Origin of the sequence: Streptomyces sp. NPDC058086 (assembly GCF_042885015.1) — a bacterium.
Lineage (GTDB): Bacteria > Actinomycetota > Actinomycetes > Streptomycetales > Streptomycetaceae > Streptomyces.
Window position 1 is genome coordinate 63,172 of record NZ_JBHVST010000041.1, and the last position, 19,882, is coordinate 83,053.

At 70.7% G+C, this 19,882-nt stretch carries 16 protein-coding genes; 2 read left to right on the plus strand and 14 right to left on the minus strand.

What is annotated here, in order from left to right:
* Nucleotides 1-33: 33 nt before the first annotated feature.
* From ACFVWD_RS28745 to ACFVWD_RS28780, 8 genes are all read right to left on the minus strand, one after another.
* A complete protein-coding gene (locus tag ACFVWD_RS28745) occupies nt 34-873 on the minus strand; it encodes an amidohydrolase family protein (RefSeq protein ID WP_389600203.1) in 840 nt (279 codons plus the stop codon).
* The gene (locus ACFVWD_RS28750; protein WP_389600205.1) at nt 870-1,184 is read right to left on the minus strand and encodes an L-rhamnose mutarotase; all 315 of its coding nucleotides are present in this window, start codon (nt 1,182-1,184) and stop codon (nt 870-872) included. The genes ACFVWD_RS28745 and ACFVWD_RS28750 overlap by 4 nt, the downstream gene beginning before the upstream one ends.
* Nucleotides 1,181-2,194 carry an aldo/keto reductase gene (locus ACFVWD_RS28755; protein WP_389600207.1) on the minus strand — a complete coding sequence of 338 codons (1,014 nt, stop codon included), beginning with the start codon at nt 2,192-2,194 and terminating at the stop codon, nt 1,181-1,183. The genes ACFVWD_RS28750 and ACFVWD_RS28755 overlap by 4 nt, the downstream gene beginning before the upstream one ends.
* Nucleotides 2,191-2,949 carry an SDR family NAD(P)-dependent oxidoreductase gene (locus ACFVWD_RS28760; RefSeq protein WP_389600209.1) on the minus strand — a complete coding sequence of 253 codons (759 nt, stop codon included), beginning with the start codon at nt 2,947-2,949 and terminating at the stop codon, nt 2,191-2,193. The genes ACFVWD_RS28755 and ACFVWD_RS28760 overlap by 4 nt, the downstream gene beginning before the upstream one ends.
* The gene (locus tag ACFVWD_RS28765; RefSeq protein ID WP_389600211.1) at nt 2,946-4,316 is read right to left on the minus strand and encodes an L-fuconate dehydratase; all 1,371 of its coding nucleotides are present in this window, start codon (nt 4,314-4,316) and stop codon (nt 2,946-2,948) included. Before ACFVWD_RS28765 ends, ACFVWD_RS28760 begins: the two co-directional genes overlap by 4 nt.
* Nucleotides 4,317-4,401: 85 nt before the next feature.
* Complete coding sequence (locus ACFVWD_RS28770) at nt 4,402-5,436, minus strand: ABC transporter permease (protein WP_389600213.1); 1,035 nt, start codon at nt 5,434-5,436, stop codon at nt 4,402-4,404.
* Entirely contained in the window at nt 5,429-7,009 is a 1,581-nt protein-coding gene (locus ACFVWD_RS28775) for a sugar ABC transporter ATP-binding protein (protein ID WP_389600215.1), read from the minus strand. The genes ACFVWD_RS28770 and ACFVWD_RS28775 overlap by 8 nt, the downstream gene beginning before the upstream one ends.
* Nucleotides 7,006-8,073, minus strand: coding sequence for a sugar ABC transporter substrate-binding protein (locus tag ACFVWD_RS28780; RefSeq protein ID WP_389600217.1), 1,068 nt, complete (start codon nt 8,071-8,073; stop codon nt 7,006-7,008). Before ACFVWD_RS28780 ends, ACFVWD_RS28775 begins: the two co-directional genes overlap by 4 nt.
* 199 nt (nt 8,074-8,272) lie before the next feature.
* On the opposite strand from ACFVWD_RS28780, the gene ACFVWD_RS28785 reads away from it, so the two are divergent.
* Entirely contained in the window at nt 8,273-8,974 is a 702-nt protein-coding gene (locus ACFVWD_RS28785) for a FadR/GntR family transcriptional regulator (RefSeq protein WP_101402329.1), read from the plus strand.
* 70 nt (nt 8,975-9,044) lie between these two features.
* Here the strand turns inward: ACFVWD_RS28785 and ACFVWD_RS28790 are convergent, their stop codons facing one another.
* The 6 genes from ACFVWD_RS28790 to ACFVWD_RS28815 form a co-directional block, all read right to left on the minus strand.
* Nucleotides 9,045-12,062: an alpha-mannosidase gene (locus ACFVWD_RS28790; protein WP_389600218.1), complete on the minus strand. Its 3,018-nt coding sequence runs from the start codon at nt 12,060-12,062 to the stop codon at nt 9,045-9,047.
* Nucleotides 12,063-12,105: 43 nt separating this feature from the next.
* Nucleotides 12,106-14,118, minus strand: a complete 2,013-nt coding sequence (locus ACFVWD_RS28795) for an endo-beta-N-acetylglucosaminidase (RefSeq protein ID WP_389600219.1) — start codon at nt 14,116-14,118, stop codon at nt 12,106-12,108.
* Entirely contained in the window at nt 14,115-15,374 is a 1,260-nt protein-coding gene (locus tag ACFVWD_RS28800; protein WP_389600221.1) for a glycosyl hydrolase, read from the minus strand. Before ACFVWD_RS28800 ends, ACFVWD_RS28795 begins: the two co-directional genes overlap by 4 nt.
* Nucleotides 15,375-15,411: 37 nt before the next feature.
* A complete protein-coding gene (locus ACFVWD_RS28805) occupies nt 15,412-16,329 on the minus strand; it encodes a carbohydrate ABC transporter permease (RefSeq protein ID WP_389600222.1) in 918 nt (305 codons plus the stop codon).
* 68 nt (nt 16,330-16,397) lie between these two features.
* Nucleotides 16,398-17,294, minus strand: a complete 897-nt coding sequence (locus ACFVWD_RS28810) for a carbohydrate ABC transporter permease (protein WP_389600224.1) — start codon at nt 17,292-17,294, stop codon at nt 16,398-16,400.
* An 8-nt stretch (nt 17,295-17,302) separates the two neighbouring features.
* A complete protein-coding gene (locus tag ACFVWD_RS28815; protein ID WP_389600226.1) occupies nt 17,303-18,595 on the minus strand; it encodes an ABC transporter substrate-binding protein in 1,293 nt (430 codons plus the stop codon).
* Nucleotides 18,596-18,815: 220 nt separating this feature from the next.
* Here ACFVWD_RS28815 and ACFVWD_RS28820 point away from each other — a divergent pair, with 220 nt between their 5' ends.
* Nucleotides 18,816-19,859 carry a LacI family DNA-binding transcriptional regulator gene (locus tag ACFVWD_RS28820; RefSeq protein ID WP_389600228.1) on the plus strand — a complete coding sequence of 348 codons (1,044 nt, stop codon included), beginning with the start codon at nt 18,816-18,818 and terminating at the stop codon, nt 19,857-19,859.
* Nucleotides 19,860-19,882 lie beyond the last annotated feature (23 nt).

The following is a 19,882-nucleotide window of genomic DNA, read 5'->3' on the forward strand; positions in this document are numbered from 1 at the left end:
GGTGGATCAGAAACGGCAGATCGGGCCGGTGGGTCAGAGCCGGTAGACACGGGTGGCGGTGCCACCGAAGATCTCGGCGCGTTCCTCCGCGCCAAGCTCTCCGGTCAACTCCTCGGCCACATGGACCACTTGGCCGTACGACGCAGTCAGCGTGCACACCGGCCAGTCGGAGCCGAACATCAGCCGGCCGGGCCCGAAGGCGTCCAGGACCGTGTCCGCGTAGGGGCGCAGCTCGTCGACCGTCCACTTCGCGAGGTCCGCCTCGGTGACCATGCCGGAGAGTTTGCACACGGTATTGGGGAGCGCGGACAGGCCCCGGACGGCCGTCGCCCACGGTTGCAGCGCGCCCGTGGCGATCGGTGGCTTGCCCAAGTGGTCGAGGACAAAGGTGAGTTCGGGGTGGTCGGCGGCGGCCCGGACACAGGCGGGCAGCTGATGCGGCAGCACGACCAGGTCGTAGACGAGGCCCGCCTCGGCGACGGCGGCGAGCCCGTCCCGTACGTCCGCACGCAGCAGCCACTCCGGGTCGGGCTCGCCCTGCACCTGGTGGCGGATGCCCTTGAGATGGCGGCCGCCCGGCAGCTCCCGCAGCCGGGCCAGCTCGTCGGCGACGTCCGGCCGGGTCAGGTCGGTCCAGCCGACCACACCCCCGATCAACTCGCTCTCCGCCGCGAGGGCGAGGAACTCCGGGGTCTCCTCGAGCACGGTGATCGTCTGTACGAGGACCGTGCGGTCGACCCCGGCGGCCCGTGCCTGCGGTGCGAGGTCCGCCACGCCGAAATCACGTCGCAGTGGCCGGAGTTCGGGCCCGGTGATCCAGTCCTGGTCGCGGACCGCGAGGTCCCACACGTGGTGGTGCGCGTCCACCCTCACGGCAGCTCCCACACGACGGGCAGCCCCGCGGCCGCGCCCTCGCCGGAGTAGTCGTGCACGACGTCGAGGAGTTCGGCCATGCGTGCCTGCCAGGCGATGTTGACCGGCAGCTTCTCCAGTGCGGCGAGCAGGCGCCCGTAGTCCTCGCACTCCAGGACGTGGAAGAGGTCGGTGCCGCTGCGCCAGATCGTCCAGGAGGTGGCTCCGGCGGCGCGGATGGCCGTCGTGAGCTCCTCGGGGACCTCTCGGTGGGCGGCCTCGTACGCGGCTGTACGGTCCGCGCGGACCTTGGTGTGCAGGGCGACTCTCATGACGGGTCCTGTGGGGGTACGGGTAGGGGGGCGTCCTCGGGCAGCAGCTTCGCCTCACGCAGTTCCCGCCAGAACTCCTCCGGCACCGGCGACGCGAACTGCGCGACACAGTCCCGGACTTCGGGCGCCGAGCGGGCGCCGACCAGGACGCTCGCGACGGCCGGGTGGGCGGCGGGAAAGGCCAGCGCGGCGGCGCGCAGGGTGGTGCCGTGCCGCTCCGCGATCTCCTTCAGCCGCAGGGCGCGGTCCAGCAACTCCGCCGGGGCCGTCGCGTAGTTGTACGTCGCTCCGGGCCTCGGGTCGGCCAGCAGGCCGGAGTTGAAGGCGCCGCCGATGACCACCGAGGTGCCGCGCTCCTGGGCGGCGGGCAGCAGCTCGGTCAGCGCGGCATGGTCGAGCAGGGTGTAGCGGCCCGCGCACAGCACCACGTCCACGTCCGTGTCGCGGACGAAGCGGGTGAGCATCTCGGCCTGGTTCATGCCCGCGCCGATCGCGCCGACCACCCCTTGCGAGCGGAGCTTCTCCAGGGCCGGGTAGCCCTCGTGGAAAGCCTGCTCGGCGTGGTCGTCCGGGTCGTGGAGGTAGACGATGTCCACGCGGTCCAGGCCGAGGCGTTCGAGGCCGGCCTCGATGCCGCGTCGTACGCCCTCGGCGCTGAAGTCCCAGACGCGGCGGTGCGTGGCGGGCACCGCGAAGCCGTCGGCCAGGTCGTCGCCGCCCGCGTCCGCGCCCGTGGGCTCCAGCAGACGGCCCACCTTGGTGGAGAGGGTGTACTCGGCGCGGGGGCGATCGCGCAGGGCCGCGCCGAGACGGCGTTCGGAGAGGCCGATGCCGTAGTGCGGGGCGGTGTCGAAGTAGCGGATGCCCCCGGACCAGGCGGCGTCCACGGCCTCGTACGCCTGTTCGTCACTGATGGCGGTGAACAGGTTGCCGATGCCCGCGGCGCCGAAGGACAGGGCGCTGACTTCGACGCCGCTCCTCCCGAGCGTGCGCCTTCCGAGCGTGCTCACTGGCCCACCGGCCGCAGTCGCAGTCCCTGCATGCCGCCGTCCACGGCGAGGGCGGTGCCGGTGGTGGCGCCGGACAGCGGGCTCGCCAAGTAGGCGATGGCTCCCGCGACCTCGTCCGCCGAGACCAGGCGGCCGGAGGGCTGGCGGGCCTCCAGCGCGGCCCGTTCGGCGGCCGGGTCGGCGGCGGCGTCGAGGAGGCGGCCGACCCAGGGGGTGTCGGCGGTGCCGGGGTTCACGCAGTTGACGCGGACGCCCTCGCGGAGGTGGTCTGCGGCCATGGCGAGGGTGAGGGAGAGGACGGCGCCCTTGGTGGCGGAGTACAGGGCGCGCTGCGGCAGCCCGGCGGTGGCGGCGATGGAGCAGGTGTTCACGATCGCCGCGTGTGCGGATTGCCGCAGGTGGGGCAGGGCGGCGCGGGCGGTACGGACCATACCGACGACGTTGACGTCCAGGACCCGGTGCCACTCGTCGTCGGCGTTGTCCTCGACGGTGCCCCGGGCGCCGATCCCGGCGTTGTTGATCAGCACGTCGAGTCCGCCGAGGTCCGCGACGGCCGCGGCCACGGCCCCGCGTACGGAGGCGTCGTCGGCGACGTCGGCGCGGAAGCCGAGCAGGGGCTTCTCGACCGTCGAGGGGTCCACGTCGAGGACGGCGACCCGCGCCCCACGGGCGGCGAGCAGCTCGGCGGTGGCGCGGCCGATGCCGGAGGCGCCACCGGTCACCAGCGCCTTGAGTCCTTCGAAGTCGGCACTCACGCCGCTTCCCCCTTCTGCTTTTCGCTCGTCTGACCGTCGGACTTCTGCTGGGCGAGGTCGGCGGCCCAGAAGGTGCCGCCGGGGTAGGTGAACTCCGCGATGGACTGAGGCCGCATGGTCGCGGAGAAGCCCGGCGCGGTGGGTGCCGTGTAGTGACCCTGCCTGATCACCACCGGGTCGAGGAAGTGGTCGTGCAGATGGTCGACGTATTCGATGACCCGGTCGTCGGTGGTGCCGGAGAGCGCCACGAAGTCGAACATCGACAGGTGCTGGACGAGTTCGCACAGGCCGACCCCGCCGGCGTGCGGGCAGACGGGCACGCCGAACTTGGCCGCGAGAAGCAGGATGGCGAGGTTCTCGTTGACGCCGGCGACGCGGGCGGCGTCGATCTGCAGGACGTCGATGGCGCCGGCCTGGAGGAGCTGTTTGAAGACGACACGGTTCTGGACATGTTCGCCGGTGGCGACCTTGACGGGGGCGACGGCCTCCCGGACGGCGGCGTGGCCGAGGACGTCGTCGGGACTGGTGGGCTCCTCGATCCAGTAGGGCTCGAACTCGGCGAGGGCCTTGGTCCAGGTGATCGCCTCGTCCACGTTCCAGCGCTGGTTGGCGTCGATGGCGATCCGGATGTCGGGGCCGACCACCGAGCGGGCGACCCGGCAGCGGCGTACGTCGTCCGCGAGATCGGCACCCACCTTCAGCTTGATCTGCCGGAAGCCGCCGGCGACGGCCTCGGCGGCGAGGCGGGTGAGCTTCTCGTCGCTGTAGCCGAGCCAGCCGGGCGAGGTGGTGTAGGCGGGGAAGCCCCTCTTCCGGAGGACCGCGGCGCGCTCGGCGGCGCCGTCCCGGCCACGACGGAGCAGTTCGAGCGCCTCCTCGGGTGTGAGGGCGTCCGTGAGGTAGCGGAAGTCGACCTGACGGACCAGCCACTCCGGTTCGGCGTCGGCGAGCAGCTGCCACAGGGGCTTCTCGGCGCGCTTGGCGGCCAGGTCCCACACGGCGTTGACGACGGCGCCGATCGCCATGTGCATCACGCCCTTCTCGGGCCCGAGCCAGCGCAGCTGACTGTCCCCGATCAGGTCCCGGGCGAGGGAGCCCGGGTCCGCGCACAGCTCGTCGACCGAGCGTCCGACCACATGCCCGCGCAGCGCCTCGATCGCGGCGACCTGGACGTCGTTGCCCCGCCCGATGGTGAAGGTGAAGCCGTGCCCCTCGGGACAGTCCGCCGCGTCGCCGCGCAGCACGACGTACGCCGCCGAGTAGTCGGGGTCCGGGTTCATCGCGTCGGAGCCGTCGAGCTCGCGCGAGGTGGGGAAACGGATGTCGTAGGTGTCGACCGCGGTGATACGGGCGGCAGTTGGGGACACGGGAGGCCTTTCGGTCCGGGACAGGGGCGTACGGAGGGGTCCGTGGATCCGTGGGTCCTTGGATCCGTACGAAGACGAAGGGGGGTCAGTCCTGGGCGCGGCCGGTGGTCACGCGGGCGATCATCAGGGCGACCAGGATGATTCCGCCGTAGATGGCCTGGATCCAGAAGGACGGCACCTGGGCGAGCGTGAGCAGGTTCTGCACCACGCCGAGGAGGAGTACGCCGGTCAGGGCGCCGAACATGGTGCCCTTGCCGCCATCCAGGCTGATGCCGCCGATGACCGCCGCCGCCATCACCGTGAAGATCATGTTGTTGCCCTGGTTGGCGCTGATCGCGCCGACGTACCCGGTCTGCATGATCCCGCCGACCGAGGCGAGGACGCCGGCCACGACGGAGACGCCGAGCAGCATCCGGTCGACGCGGATACCGGCGGCGCGGGCCGCCTCCGCGTTGCCGCCGATGGCGTACAGGGCGCGACCGACCCGGTGGTACTTGAGGATCAGTCCAGCGACGCCGAAGGCGACCGCGGCCAGCCACACCGACAGCGGGACCCGCAGGAAGGTGGAGGTGGCCAGTGAGAAGAACGCGTCGGGCATGCCGAACAGTGTCTTGCCCTTGGTGGCGCCGACCAGCAGGCCACGCAGGACGATCAGCATCGCGAGGGTGACGATGAAGGCGTTGAGCTTGAACTTCACCACGAGGATGCCGTTGAAGGCGCCGATGACTCCGCCCACGACGAGGATCGCGACGAGGGCGAGCGCGGCCGACCATTCCGTGCCCCAGCCGGACTGCGCGGACGGCAGCACCAGCAGGGCGCCGACGGCGGGCGCGATGCCGACCACCGACTCCAGCGACAGATCGATCTTGCCGGTGATCAGCACCAGGGACTCGGCGAGGACCACCATCGCGAGCGCCGCCGAGGCCCCCAGGATGGAGATCAGGTTCCGTTCGGTGAGGAACGAGTCGTTGACGATCGCGCCGAGCACCAGGAGCACCAACAGGGCTGGTACGAGGGCGAGTTCGCGGGCCCTGCGGAGCAGTACGGTCTTGGCGGCCCGTGCGTCGGGGACGCGCGCGGAGGTGGGCGACGAGGCCGACGGGGCCTTCGTGTCAGCCATGGTCCACTCCTTCGATGGAGGCGATCAGCTCGTGGTCGTGCCAGCCCGCCGGGTGCTCGGCGACGACACGGCCGTGAAAGAGGACGAGGACGCGGTCGCAGCGGCGCAGGTCGTCGAGTTCGTCGGAGACGACGAGCACGGCGGTGCCGTCCTCGCTGGCGCTGTCCATCCGGGACAGCAGTGACTCCTTGGACTTCACGTCGACGCCGGCGGTGGGGTTGATGAGGACGAGGAGGCGGGGGTCGGAGGCGAGGGCGCGGGCCATGACGACCTTCTGCGCGTTGCCGCCGGAGAGGTCGGAGACGGGCTGTTCGGGGCCCTCGGTGTGGATGTCGAGGCGTTCGATCAGCTCGGTGGCGAAGCCGCGCTTGCGGGCGGCGCCGATGAAGCCGTAGCGGCCGAGCCGGTTCAGGACGCTCATGGTGGTGTTGTCGCCGATGGTCATCCCGGAGACGAGACCCTGCTCGTGCCGGTCGCGCGGGACACAGGCGACGCCCGCCTTGAGCGCGGCCTGCACGTCACCGAACGGCATCCCTTCACCGTCGAGTTGAGCCGTTCCGCCGGTCGGGGTGTGCAGTCCGGCGAAGGACTCGGCGAGTTCGATCTTGCCGCTGCCGCTGGAGCCGGCGAGGCCGACGACCTCGCCGCGACGGACGGTGAGGTCGATGTCCTCGTACGCGTCGGAGGTGAGCCCCCGGGCGTCGAGCAGCACCGGGGCGTCCGCGGCGACGGACTGGTGCGTGACGGTCCGCTCGGCGATCGACTCCCCCGCCATGGCCTCCACCAGGGCCGTGCGGGGGAGTTCGGCGACCGGCGCGGTGGTGATCCAGCGGGCGTCGCGCAGCACGGTGACCGTCTGGCACACCTCGTACACCTCCTGGAGGTGGTGCGAGATGAACAGGAAGGTGACACCGGACTCCTGGAGCGCGCGCATCCGGGTGAAGAGCCGTTCGATCTCCCGGTTGTCGAGCTGCGCGGTCGGCTCGTCGAGGACGATGAACCGGGCGCCGAAGCTGAGCGCCCGGGCGATCTCCACCATCTGGCGGTCCTCGACCTTGAGGTCGGCGGTGCGGGCCTCCGGGTCGACATGCACGTCCCAGGTGTCCAGGACCTGCGCCGCCTCGGCCCGCAGCCTGCGCCAGCTGATGAAGCCGCCGCGCCCGACGGGCTGCCGGTTGATGCTGTGTTCTCCCGGGGGACAACCCCCGGACCCCCGGCCGGACCTGATGCCGTGCCCGGTTCGCCTGCCGGCGTGGATATCGGCGATGAAGAGATTTTCCGCGACCGTGAGTTCCGGTACGACGGTGGGCTTCTGGTAGACGCAGGCCACCTTGCGGCGCCAGGCGTCGCGGTCGGTGAGCGCGGGCGCGGGCTCGCCGTCGAAGCGGACCTCGCCCTCGTCGGGGGCCTGGAGGCCGGTGAGGATGGTGACGAGGGTGGACTTGCCCGCGCCGTTGCGCCCGACGAGGGCGTGGGACTCACCGGGGAGCACGGTGAGCCGGCCGTCTTGGAGGGCGACGGTGGGGCCGTACCGCTTGGCTATCCCCCGCGCCTCCACCAGTGGGGTGCTCATTTGACCGTGTTGCCCCAGAGCTTGGGGTCGTCGACGTTGTCCTTGGTCACCAGCGGCGCCGGCAGCTGGTCCTCCAGGATGCCGCTGGGCAGCTTGACGATCTCGGAGTCGTGGTCGGTCGGGCCGGTCTTGAACGTCTTCCCCTGCATCGCGGCCTTGATGTAGTACATGCCGTACTTGGCGTACGCGTCGGCCGGCTGGGAGACGGTGGCGTCGATCTCGCCCTTGCGGATGGCGTCGAATTCCTGCGGGATGCCGTCGTTCGAGACGATCGTGATGTGGCCCGCCTGACCGGTCTTCTTCAGCATGCCCTTGGACTTGAGGGTCTGCAGGGTCGGCGCGAGGTAGACGCCGCCCGCCTGCATGTAGATGCCCTTGATGTCGGGGTTGGCGTTCAGCAGGGTGTCGAGCTTGGAGGCCGCGGTGTCGGACTCCCACTTGGCGGGGATCTCCAGGACCTTCAGCTTCGGGTAGTTCTTCTGCACACAGGTGCGGAAGGCCTCGGAGCGCTCCCGGCCGTTGACGGAGGCCAGGTCGCCCATGATCTGTACGACCTTGCCGGAGGGGATCTGCTTGCCGAGGTACTCGCAGGCCTTCTCGCCGTAGGCAACGTTGTTGGCGCGTACGACCATGGCGACCTTGCCCTTCTCGGGCGCCACGTCGACGGCGACCACGGGCACGCCCTTGCGCTCGGCCTGGTCGAGCCCGGCGGCGATCGCGGCGCTGTCCAGGGGGGCCACGACGAGGCCCTTCACACCCTGGTTGAGCTGGTTGTTGATGTCGGTGATCTGCTGGGACGGGTCACTGTTGGAGTTGACGGTCTTGAGGGCGTCGACCCCTTCGGACTTCGCCATCTTCGGCACGTAGTCGTTGTAGGACTGCCAGAACGGCGAGGTCAGCAGAGGCAGGATCACCCCGACCTTGCCGGTGCCCCCGCTGCCCGACGACACGGAGTCCTTGGTGCTGCCGCATGCCGCGAGCACGAGGGTCGCGCAGGCGGCCGCAGCCGCCGCACGCACTGCCCGCGACGCAATTCGCGTGTTCCGCACGTTTCTGCCGGCCATCTGACGGCTCCTCGTTGAGCGAGATCGATCGGGTGTGACGGTGCGTGGCCGAGCGTCCCGCTCAACCGGGACGAATATTTATCAGACCACTTCGCCTCCGCAACACCCCCGTGCGCCAAAATTTCCGCGTTATCAGCCGTAGTGGTCCGACCACTCTGGTGGTTAGACTGCGGCGCACCCGGCAACAGGAGGAGACGGCGTGGACGAGTCGGCCCCGCAGAAGGGCACCGTGACGCAGCGCGCCATCGAGCGGATCAAGGCGATGATCGGCGAGGGCCGGCTGGAGCCCGGGCAGCGCCTGCCGACCGAACGTGATCTGGCCGCTCAGCTGGGCATGTCCCGCAGCTCGATGCGCGAGGCGATCCGCGCGCTCACGGTCCTCGGTGTACTGGAGGCCCGGCACGGCTCGGGCATCTACGTCACCCAGCTGGAGGCCGGGGACCTGCTGGAGACCTTCGGCGTGGTGGCCGACCTCTCGCGCGGGCCGCGGCTGGTCGAGCTGCTGGAGGTACGGCGGATCCTGGAGTCGACGGCGACCGCACTGGCCGCGGCGCGGATCACGGCCGACCAGCTCGCCGAGGTCGAGAAACACCTGATGGCGATGAACGCGACGGACGACCCGGAGGAGATCCTCGCCCACGACCTGGCCTTCCACCGCGAGATCGCGGCCGCCGCGGGCAACGAGACCATGGCCGCCATCCTGGAGGGCCTGTCCTCGCGCACGTTCCGTGCCCGGGTCTGGCGGGGCTACGAGGAGGAGGGCGCCTTCGAGCGGACGCGCCGCGAGCACGCGGCGATCCACCGCGCGCTGGTGGCCCACGACCCGGAGGCGGCCAGGGCGGCCGCCGCCGCGCACGTGGGCGAGGTCGAGCAGTGGCTGCGGACCCAGCTCACGCAGTAGCCGGATCCGCAGCCCGGGAAGGGGTCAGGCACGCCCCCGCTCAAGAACGCACCGCTCAGACACGCACCGCTCAGACACGCGTCAGCCGCAGGGTCACCAGCTCGAAGGGGCGCAGCGACAGGGTGATCCGGTCGCCGTCACGCCGCGGAGTGGCCGCATCGGTCAGGGGCCGCTCCAGCAGGTCGGTCACGGCGACGTCACCGACCCCGAACCCGGCCGTCAGCGTGGCCTTGGTCCGCCCGCCCCGGGACTCGTGGAAGCGTACGACCACATCCCCGCTGCCGTCGTCGGCGAGCTTGACCGCGGTCACCACGACCGCGTCCTGCGCCACCTCCACCAGGGGCGCGACCTCACGCCCGCCGCTCAGCCGCCGCTCCGGCAGATTGATCCGCCACCCCTCGCGCACCGCGTCCCCGATGCCGGCCCCCGGCACCAGCGCGTGCCGGAAGCGGTGGACGCCCTGGTCGGTCTCGGGGTCGGGGAAGCGCGGGGCGCGCAGCAGCGAGACGCGGACGGTGGTGGTCGTACCGGAGTCGCTGTCGCGGACGGTACGGGTCACGTCATGGCCGTACGTCGAGTCGTTGACGAGCGCGACACCCCAGCCCGGCTCCTCCATGTACACGAACCGGTGGTTGCACGCCTCGAACTTGGCCGCCTCCCAGGACGTGTTGGTGTGCGTCGGCCGGTAGAAGTGCCCGAACTGCGTCTCGGAGGCGTACCGCTCCGCGTGCACGTCGAGCGGGAAGGCGAGCTTCAGGAACTTCTCCGTCTCGTGCCAGTCGACCTCGGTGTCGATGCCGAGCCGCCGCTCCCCCGGCGCGAGCGACAGCACCTGGGTGACCCGCGACGCGCCGAAGGACCGTACGATCCGCACCGACACGCCGTCCTCACCAGGCACGACCTCGTCGGCGTCGACCAGGTCGGTGACCGTGTTGCGGTAGAACTCGTCGACGTCCCAGGCGTCCCACATGTTCGGGAAGTCGGGGTGGATCTGGAGCAGGTTCGCGGCGCGTCCCGGAGCGATCGTCTCGCGGTCGGCGTCGAGGTCGTAGGCGGAGACGACGAGGCCCCGGGCGTCGATCTCGACCCTCAGGAGGCCGTTGTCGAGGACGTGGCCACCGCCTACGCGCGGCGCGAGCGCCACCTCGCTCGCGACGGCGGCGGGCAGGGCCCCGCCCGCCGGGACCCCGTCCCTGCTGTGCGGCGCGGAGTTGAACACGAGCTCCGTGGTGCCTTCACCCGCCAGCGCCCGCTGCGCCACGTCGATGATGCCGGTCAGCTCCTCGGCGACCCGCTCGTACGTCCTGCGCGCCTCCCGGTGCACCCAGGCGATGGAGGAGCCGGGCAGGATGTCGTGGAACTGGTGGAGCAGGACCGTCTTCCAGATGCGGTCCAACTCCTCGTAAGGGTAAGGGAATCCGGTCCGAACGGCCGCGGTCGCCGCCCAGAGTTCGGCCTCGCGCAGGAGGTGTTCGCTGCGGCGGTTGCCCTGCTTGGTCTTCGCCTGGCTGGTGAGCGTGGCGCGGTGCAGTTCGAGGTACAGCTCGCCGACCCAGACGGGAGCGTTCGGGTACTCGGCCTCGGCCTTCTTGAAGAACTCCGCCGGGGTCTCCCACACCACGGTGGCGGAGCCTTCGAGATCACGGACCCGGGCCGCCTTGGCGACCATCTCGCGGGTGGTGCCGCCGCCTCCGTCACCCCAGCCGGTGGGGGCGAGGGAGTGCCGGGCGACGCCCTTGTCCTTGAAGTTCTTGGCCGCGTGGGCGAGTTCGCTGCCCCGCATGGAGCAGTTGTAGGTGTCGACGGGCGGGAAGTGCGTGAAGATGCGGGTGCCGTCGATGCCCTCCCACTGGAAGGTGTGGTGCGGGAACTTGTTGGTCTGCGACCACGAGATCTTCTGGGTGAGCAGCCACTTGGAGCCCGCCGCCTTGATGATCTGCGGGAGTCCGGCGGCGAAGCCGAAGGTGTCCGGCAGCCAGGCCTCGTCGTTCTCGATGCCGAACTCGTCGAGGAAGAACCGCTTGCCGTGCACGAACTGACGGGCCATCGCCTCCGAGCCCGGCATGTTGGTGTCCGACTCGACCCACATGCCGCCCGCGGGCACGAACCGCCCCTCCGCGACCGCCTTCTTCACCCGTGCCCACACCTCGGGCCGGTGCTCCTTCACCCAGGCCCACTGCTGGGCCTGGGACATCGCGAAGACGAAGTCGGGTTCGTCCTCGATGAGCGCGGTCATGTTGGAGGTGGTCCGCGCCACCTTGCGGACGGTCTCGCGCAGCGGCCACAGCCACGCGGAGTCGATGTGCGCGTGCCCGACGGCGCTGATGCGGTGCGCGGACGGCACGGCGGGCTCGGCGAGCACCCCGGCCAGCCGTGCGCGGGCCGCTGCGGCGCTCGCGCCCACGTCCTGGAGATCGACCGCGTCGAGCGCCTGCTCCACCGCGCGCAGGATGTCCCAGCGCCGTGCCGACTCCACCGGCAGCTCGGCCATCAGCTCGCCGAGGACCTCCAGGTCGAGCACCAGCTCCCACACGGTCTCGTCGAAAACGGCGAGGTCCATCCGGGTGAGGGTGTACTGGGGCTCGCTGCCCGCGGTCTCCTTGTCGCCCAACTGGGTGGGCAGGAAGGGGTGGTAGTCGAGGATCACCGGGTTGGAGGCGGCCTCGACGTGCAGCCGGACCTCCTCGCCGCCCCCGACCGGGGCGCCGATCCGCACCCACTGGTTGCGCGGGTTGAGGCCCTTCACCGGGGTGCCGTCGGGCCGGTAGACGAGCCCCTCGCACTGGAAGCCGGGCATGTTCTCGTCGAAGCCGAGGTCCAGCAGGGCCTCGACCGTCCGGCCGGCCCAGGCCTCCGGGACGGTCCCGGTGACCCGGAACCAGCTGGTGCCCCACGGAGCGCCCCAGCGCGCACCCACCTCGATCGGCTCGGGTGTGGCCGCGAGCCCCTCGGCGACGGGCACCGGCTCACCGGGCGCGTGCCACACCGCGACTTCCAGCGGCACGGACTCGGGGTACACGGCGGGTCGGATGCGCTCGTCGAGGACGCGCTTGAGGCGGGCTTCGACCAGGGTGCGGTCGTCATGCATGGGGTGCTCCGTGGGGTGAAGACGATGCGGGAAGGTGGTACTGCTACCAGGTGTGGGTGGTCGTGGCGGCGGTCGAGACGGTGAACAGCTCCCCCACCGCGCGCACTTCGAACCCCCCGGCCGACTCACCCTGCTCGGGGGTGAGACCGCCGACGTAGAACGCGCTCTGGCAGGTGCCGCCGAGGAAGCGGCGCGTGCCGTCGGGGAGCGTCCGGTACAGCTCGTAATGGCGCACTTCGCCGGGGGCGCCCTGCCAGGCGAAACGCAGGTTTCCCCCGTCGGCGCCGGTGACGCGCAGGTCGGTGGGTGCGGCGGGGGTGAGCACGGCATCGCGGACCGCGAGCCCGCCCAGGCGCCAGCGCACCGGACCACTGCTCGCCGTCAGCCGTACGCCCAGCGCGTGCACGGTCCCGCTCAGTCCGGTCAGGCGCACGGTGGCGGTCCCCCAGCCGTCGCCCGAGGCCGTGACCGGGAAGTACGTGTACGGGGGCGCCCCGCCCGCCGCGCTCGGCTCGGCGGTGGCGACGGCCAGCTCCACGGCGGCGGCGCCCGCGTCCGTGCGGTACGTGAGCTCGACCACCGTGTCCACGGTGAGCGGCAGCCTGGTCGCGTACAGGTCCAGCGTGGTGGGCGCGTCGAGGGCGCCGTCGACGAGCAGGCTGCTCCCGCCCCGCCAGGCGTCCGCGAAGTCGAAGGTGACGGCGGGGCGCTGTCCGGTCGTGCGCACGACCCAGCGGCGGGAGGGCAGCCGGTCCTGGAGGCCGAGGTGGTTCCAGGCCGTGTCCGAGGTGGCCTCGCCGTCCTCGTACCACTTCAGTCCGTGGCCGGTGTTGAAGACCGTCGCGAAGGGAACGGAGGCGACCGTCGAGCGGTCGGCGACGGAGACGGCCGGGGCGCGCCAGCTCGCGCTCGTGCCGGGCTTGGAGGGGTCGAGGGAGGAGCCGGTCCAGAACAGGTCGTCGGCGGCGTGGAAGTCGCCTGGGGTACGGCTCGCGGGCAGATGGTTGCGGGTCCACTCGGGCCGGTAGAAGCCGAGGGAGGTGACGTGGGCCTTGGCGCTCGGGACGATGGCGTCCCAATTGACGGACGCGCCCGTGCCGCCCGCCTCGACGTCGACGCCTGCCCACAACTCGTAAGGACTGCGCCCGAGTTGCCGGGCCGTCGTCGCGGAGGAGGCCAGGCTGCTCTGGGACCAGCGGAAGTCGACGAACATGGAGTCGGCGGCCTGGAAGAACGTCTTGTTCTGGTTGTTCAGGGCGCCCTGCCAGCTCACCGAGCCGTTCACGGTCATCGCGTCGTACCAGGTGACGCGCTGCCCCCGGGCCGTCCCGAGCGTCTTGAGCTCGTTCATGAAGCCGAGCATGGCGGTGGCGAGCGCGGTGTTCCCGCCGCTCGTCTCGGCGTTGATGAACCAGCCGTCGAAGCCGTACGCCGCCGCCACCGCGACGAGCTGCGCGGCGAGCGGGTAGTGCCCGGTGGAGTCCTTCTGCACCAGGTCGCGGGTCCACTGGACCTGTCCGCCGTAGGCGACGGGCGGCAGGAAGACATTGCCGAGGACGGGCACGCCGTGCCGGTGAGCCGCGTCGACGATCGGAGCGTTCGGCGCGAGGATCAGGCCCTCGCCCGCCGAGCCGCCCCAGAAGACGAGTTCGTCCAGGTACGCCCAGTGGGTGAGGGCGTAGTAGTCGGCGGTGGCGGCGCCCTGCGAGGGGTTGCTCGACGTGGGGCCGAAGGAGACGAGGGACTGGATACGGGCCTGTCCGCTGCGGGCCGTCGTGTTGGCCGGGGTCGGTGTGAAGCGGGCGGCGAGCGGCACGGTCGACGCGTTGAACGCGAGGTCGGTGTCGGTGGCGGCGCTCCAGGCCTTGAGGCTGTGCCAGGTGATACCGGTGCCCGGGGCGCCCGAGGGCAGCGAGTCGGGGTACCAGTAGGAGGCGTACGGCGGTGCCGCGGTCGCGGCGGCCTTCGTCGCCGCGACCGCGGGCAGACCGGGCAGGGCGGGCAGCAGCGCGGCGGCCGCGCCGGCGAGCAGGACGGTGCGTCTGGTGGGGTTCACGAGCGGGCTTCTCCTTGTGGGATGGGGAGTACCTGATCGGGACTGACGACTTCGGTGATGCCGCGCGCGGCGAGGTGTTCCTTGTCGTCCGCGCGCACGTCGAGGACGGTGGTGGGGCGGGCGCCGTCGGCGGTGAGCCGGAAGAACGCCTCGAAGACGGGGCCGCCCGGGGCGCACAGCGAGCGGACGGCGGGGTCGGCAGGGACGATCAGCGCCGTGGTGCGGGGGGCGGGCGTGTGGTGGTGCTCGCGGGCGGCGCGGGCCAGCGTCCGCGCGCTGTCCTTGGGGCGCCGGTCGTTGGTCAACAGGCCGAGCCCGTATTCGAGTTCAGGGAAGTCGGCGAGGTCGCGGGAGACGTCGTGGGAGCACCACCAGGTGATGCCCCACAGGTCGGGGCAGTCCAGCGCGGCAGCGACGGTGGCCTCGGTGAAGGCGGCGGCGTGCTCGGGCGGGATCAGGGGGGCGGGTGCGCCGACCTCCTGGAGCCAGACGGGCCGGTGCGGGTCGTCGGCCCAGGCCTTGCTCAGCTCGATCAGATACGCGGCGTGGTGTTCGGTCGGCACGGAGGTACGGCCGTGCCGCTGGGCGGTGCCGTTGAAGACCCAGGAATGTACGGCCGTGACGGCGCCGCGGCGGGCGGCCTGGCCCGGGGTGAACGGCATGTCGTCCTGATACCAGGTGGCGTCGTACTCGGCGTGCAGATGCAGCCTGCCGGGGGCACCCTCCTCGCAGGCGGCGAGCATCCGCTCCAGCCAGTCGTCGATCTGGGCGCTGCTCGCCCGGTCGGGGTCCGGATGGGGCGGGCCCGCCGAGAACTGGTTGACCTCGTTGCCGAGCGTCATGCCGATGAAGTGCGGGCGGTCGGCGAGGGCCGCGGCAAGCGTACGCAGATAGGCCGCCTGGCCGTCGAGGACCTCCGGGTCGGTGAACAGGTTGCGCCGGTGCCAGGTCCGCGTCCACGCGGGCAGGAAGTCGAAGCTCGACAGGTGCCCCTGCAGACCGTCCACGTTGACGTCGAGCCCCCGCTCTCCGGCCGCGTCGACGAGCTGGAGCAGCTGCTCGACGGCGCGCGGGCGGATCAGCGCGCGGTTGGGCTGGAAGTAGGGCCAGAGCGGGAAGACCCGGATGTGGTCGAGGCCCAGCGCGGCGATGGAGTCGAGGTCGGCGCGTACGGAGTCGAGGTCGAAGTCGAGCCAGTGATGGAACCACCCTTCGCTGGGCGTGTAGTTGACGCCGAAGCGCACGGCAGAAGGCATGCAGGATCCTTGCGAAGCGAATCGGGGGTGCGGGGGGTCAGCCCTTGACGGCGCCCTCCCCCACCCCGCGGAAGAAGTACCGCTGGAGGCAGGCGAAGAGGGCGATGAGCGGCGCCACGGCGATGATCGTGCCCGCGGCGACGAGCCGTTCGTCGTTGGCGAAGGTGCCGTGCAGATAGTTGAGGCCGATGGTGAGGGTGAACTTCGAGGGGTCGCTGAGCACGATGAGCGGCCACAGGAAGTCGTCCCAGGCGCCCATGAAGGCGAAGATCGCGACGACGGCGAGCGTGCCCTTCACCGAGGGCAGCGCGATCCGCAGGAACCGCTGCCAGGTGTTGGCGCCGTCCACGAAGGCCGCCTCCTCGATCTCGTAGGGCAGGTTGAGGAAGGCGCCTCGCATCAGCAGGACGTTCATCGCGCCGACGCAGCCGGGCAGGACGACCCCGATGAGCGTGTTGTTCAGGCCGAGCTCACGCATGGTGGTGAACTGGGCGATGATGATGCCCTCGACGGGGACCAGCATCGCGAGGATGAAGACGAGGGTCGCCACCCGCCTGCCCCGGTAGCGCAGGCGGGCCAGGGCGTAGCCCGCGAGGGCCGAGCCGACGCAGTTCGTGACGACATTGGCGCCCGCGACCTTCAGGGAGTTGAAGGCGTAGTCCCAGACGGGGATGGTGTCGGCCACCCGCTTGTAGTTGTGCAGCGTGGGGTCGCCCGGCAGGAACTTCGGCGGTGAGCTGAAGATGTCCTCGGTCGGGCCCTTGAGCGAGGTGGACAGCTGCCACAGGAACGGGCCGACGGTCAGGGCGAGGACGGCGAGCAACAGCAGGTAGCGCAGGGCGAGTTCCCAGCCGCGGACACGGCGGCCGTGCTCGTCGGTGATACGGCGGCGACGGGGCCCGCGCTCGGCCGGCGGATGCCGTTCGGCGACACGCTCCTTCTCCGGCACGCTCACGCGTCCTTCTCCCCGCACGCTCACACGTCCTCCTTCCTGCACGCTCACGCGTCCTCCCTCCGGCGCGCTCACACGTCCTCCTTTCGGTCGGCGCGCAGCACGAGCAGCATCAGCGCGACGGTGACGACGAAGACGACGACCGAGATGGCGGAGGCGTAGCCGACCCGGCCGGTCAGTCCGGTGCCGGTGCGCTGGACGAGCATGACGAGGGTGGTGTCCTCGCCCGCCGGTCCGCCGTCCGGGCCCGCCATCAGGTACACCTCGGAGAACACCTTGAAGGCGGCGACCGAGGAGAGCGCGGCGACCAGCACCATGGTCGAGCGGACGGCGGGCACGGTGACCGTGAGGAAGCGCCGGACCGCGCCCGCGCCGTCGACCGACGCGGCCTCGTGCAGCTCGCGTGGCACGTTGGCGAGCGCGGCCAGATAAATGATCATGTAGTAGCCGAGGCCCTTCCAGACCGTGACGGCCATGGCGCTCAGCAGGAGCAGCCACTGGTCGCTGAGGAAGCCGACCCTGCCGACGCCGATCGACTCCAACAGCGAGTTCACCAGGCCGCGTTCGTCCAGGAGCCACACCCAGATCAGACCGACCACGACGATGGACGCGACCACCGGGGTGTAGAAGGCCGACCGGAAGAAGGTGATGCCGGGGATGTTCTTCTGGACCAGCAGCGCGAGCAGCAACGGCAGCAGGACGAGCGCGGGGACGACCCCGAGGACGTACAGCGTGCTGTTGCGCAGACCGATCCAGAACATGTCGTCGTGCAGCAGCTCGCGGAAGTTGGCGAGGCCCACGAACGTGCCCGGGATCAGGGTGCGGCGGTCGGTGAAGGCGTTGACCACGGTCGAGACGAACGGATAGAGGATGAACACGCCCACGACCAGGAGGCCGGGAGCGGCGAACAGCCAGGGACTGGTGGGCAGTTGGCGCCGTACCCGGGCGGTGCCGGAGGGACTCGCCATGGCCCCGCTCAGCCCTGCTGCTTGAGCAGCGTGTCACAGGCCTTGACAGCGTTGTCAAGAGCCGTCTTGGGGCTCTCCTTGCCCTGCAGGGCCTTCGCGACCTCGTTGCGCAGCGCGGTCTTCATCTGCTCGCTGAAAAGGACCGGCGTGTAGTTGACCGCGTTCTTCAGGGACTTGGCGGCGGCGATCCGCACGCGCGTCTCGTCGGTGCCGTCCTCCTTGGTGAAGTACGGGTCGTCGAGCGAGCCCGCGGTGCTCGGGAAGATCGCGACCTTCTTGGCGAAGGACATCTGGTTCTGCGCGTCGGTGACGAAGTGCGCGAAGGCGACCGAGGCGGGAGTGTGCTTGGTGCGCGAGTTGACCATCACGCCCATCACGTACATGTTCACCTTGCCGGTGCTGGTGATCTGGTCCGTGATGCCGATGTTCTTGTAGAGGTTCGGGGCCTGCTTCTTGAAGTTGCCGAGGTCCAGGGCGCTGCCGGGGTTCATGGCGACGGCCTCGGTGAGGAACTTCTTGCCCGAGGACTCCGGGGTCGCGGTCAGCGCCTGCGGGTCGAGCGCCTTCGCGTCGTACAACTCCTTGTACTTGGTGAGGAGTTCGACTCCCTTGGCGTCGTTGAAGGCGAAAGCGGTGCCTTCCTTGTTCATCAGCTCGACGCCGTAGCGGCCGAAGTCCTCGACGGTGGGCACGTTGGCGAGCGTGGCGACCTGGCCGTCGCTCTTCTTCGCGAGCTGCAGGGCGTCGGCGAAGAGTTCGTCGTACGTCGTCGGCGGCTTGGAGGCGTCGAGTCCTGCCTCCTTGAAGAGGGACTTGTTGTAGAAGAGCGGGCCGGTGTTGAGGTACCAGGGGAAGGCGTACGTGCCGGTCATGCCCGGTATCTGGTGGCTGGCCCAGGCGCCGTCCAGGTACTCCTTCTTGTACTGCGCGGCGGACTTGTCGAGGTCGAGGGCGAGGCCCGCCTTGGCGAGCGGGGCGACGAGGTCCGGCGAGACGTTGACGACGTCGGGCAGGGTGCCGCCGGCCGCGTCCGCGCTGATCTTGTCGGCGTAGCCCTCGGCGGGCTGGTCGACCCACTTCACATGGGTGCCGGGGTACTTCTTCTCGAAGTCGGCGATCACGCCCTCGAAGTACGGCTTGAAGTTGGCTCTCAGGTTCCAGGTCTGGAAGGTGATGTCGCCCTCGACCTTGCCGGAGGCGTCCGTCGAGCCACTGCCGTCGCTCCCGGAACCGCAGGCACTCAGCGGCAGGAGAACGGCGACGGTGGCAGCGGCGGCGAGAGCTCTGCGGGAGATGCGCACGGATGGGACTCCTCTTGCAGCAGGGGTAACGGTGCCGGGGCAGACCTTGCAGCCAACTCGCGGGGCAAGTCAATGGATTTGGCCCAGCTAAATTCATTAGTGCCACAACGTGGCTGGTCACAGACGTTCCCCCAGCCTCTTGCAATCGATCACTAATGCGCTTTAGATTGCCTCAGCTCAAGCGCATTAGTACACCAGCTCAGCAGAACGGGGAACAGGGTTGCCAGCCAAGCGGTCACCCGCGCGCCGACCGACGATGAAGGACATCGCGCAGCGCGCCGGGGTCTCCGAGAGCGCGGTCTCCTTCGCGCTCAACGACAGGCCCGGGGTCTCCGAGATCACCCGCGACCGGGTCCGCCGCGTAGCCGAACAGCTGGGCTGGCGGCCGAGCACGGCGGCGCGCCAGCTGTCCGGCGAGGGCGCGGCGACGGTCGGTCTCGTGGTGGCCCGTCCCGCCGACACCCTGGGCGTGGACTCGTTCTTCCTGCAGCTGATCTCCGGCATCCAGGAGGTGCTGGCCGAGCGTCATCTCGGCCTGCTCTTCCAGGTGGTGGAGGACGTGGCCGACGAGTGCGCGGTCTATCGGCGCTGGTGGGCCGAGCACCGCGTGGACGGCGTCATGGTCGTCGACCCGCGGACCGACGATCCGCGTCCGGGCCTGCTGGAAGAGCTGGGTCTGCCCGCCGTGGTGATCGGCGGCGTACCGGACGCGGGACATCCGGGGATCTCCACCGTCTGGGCGGACGACGCGGGCGCGATGGCCGCGGTGGTGGACGAGCTGTACGCGCTCGGCCACCGCCGGATCGTGCACATCGCGGGCCTGCCGGGGCTCGCCCACACCGAGCGCCGGATCCGCACCCTGCGGGCGGAGGCCGGGCGGCGGGGTCTGACCGAGGTGCGCTCGGTCCCCACGGACTACTCGGACGCGGAGGGCGCCGCCGTCACCCGCCGCGTCCTGGAGAGCGGCACCCCGCCGACCGCGCTGGTCTACGACAACGACGTGATGGCCGTCGCCGGCGTCGCCGCCGCCACGGAACTCGGTTTCCTGGTACCGGGCGACGTATCGGTCGTCGCCTGGGAGGACTCGCCCCTGTGCCGCATGGTCAAACCCTGGCTGTCGGCCCTCTCCCGCGACACCGTCCAGTTCGGCCGCACGGCCGCCCAGGAACTCACCGCACTACTGGACGGCGGTCCCGCCCGGACGGTACAGGTACCGGTGCCGCGGCTGATCGAACGGGAGAGTACGGGGCCCTGCGGGGCTTGAGAGGGTGAGGGGTGGACGCAAAG

Bases quoted from the DNA above. Each gene is read 5' to 3' on its own strand.
- ACFVWD_RS28780 (WP_389600217.1), bottom strand. From the start codon at position 8,073: ATGGCCGGCAGAAACGTGCGGAACACGCGAATTGCGTCGCGGGCAGTG.
- ACFVWD_RS28790 (WP_389600218.1), bottom strand. From the start codon at position 12,062: ATGCATGACGACCGCACCCTGGTCGAAGCCCGCCTCAAGCGCGTCCTC.
- ACFVWD_RS28750 (WP_389600205.1), bottom strand. From the start codon at position 1,184: ATGAGAGTCGCCCTGCACACCAAGGTCCGCGCGGACCGTACAGCCGCG.
- ACFVWD_RS28800 (WP_389600221.1), bottom strand. From the start codon at position 15,374: ATGCCTTCTGCCGTGCGCTTCGGCGTCAACTACACGCCCAGCGAAGGG.
- ACFVWD_RS28770 (WP_389600213.1), bottom strand. From the start codon at position 5,436: ATGGCTGACACGAAGGCCCCGTCGGCCTCGTCGCCCACCTCCGCGCGC.
- ACFVWD_RS28775 (WP_389600215.1), bottom strand. From the start codon at position 7,009: ATGAGCACCCCACTGGTGGAGGCGCGGGGGATAGCCAAGCGGTACGGC.
- ACFVWD_RS28810 (WP_389600224.1), bottom strand. From the start codon at position 17,294: ATGGCGAGTCCCTCCGGCACCGCCCGGGTACGGCGCCAACTGCCCACC.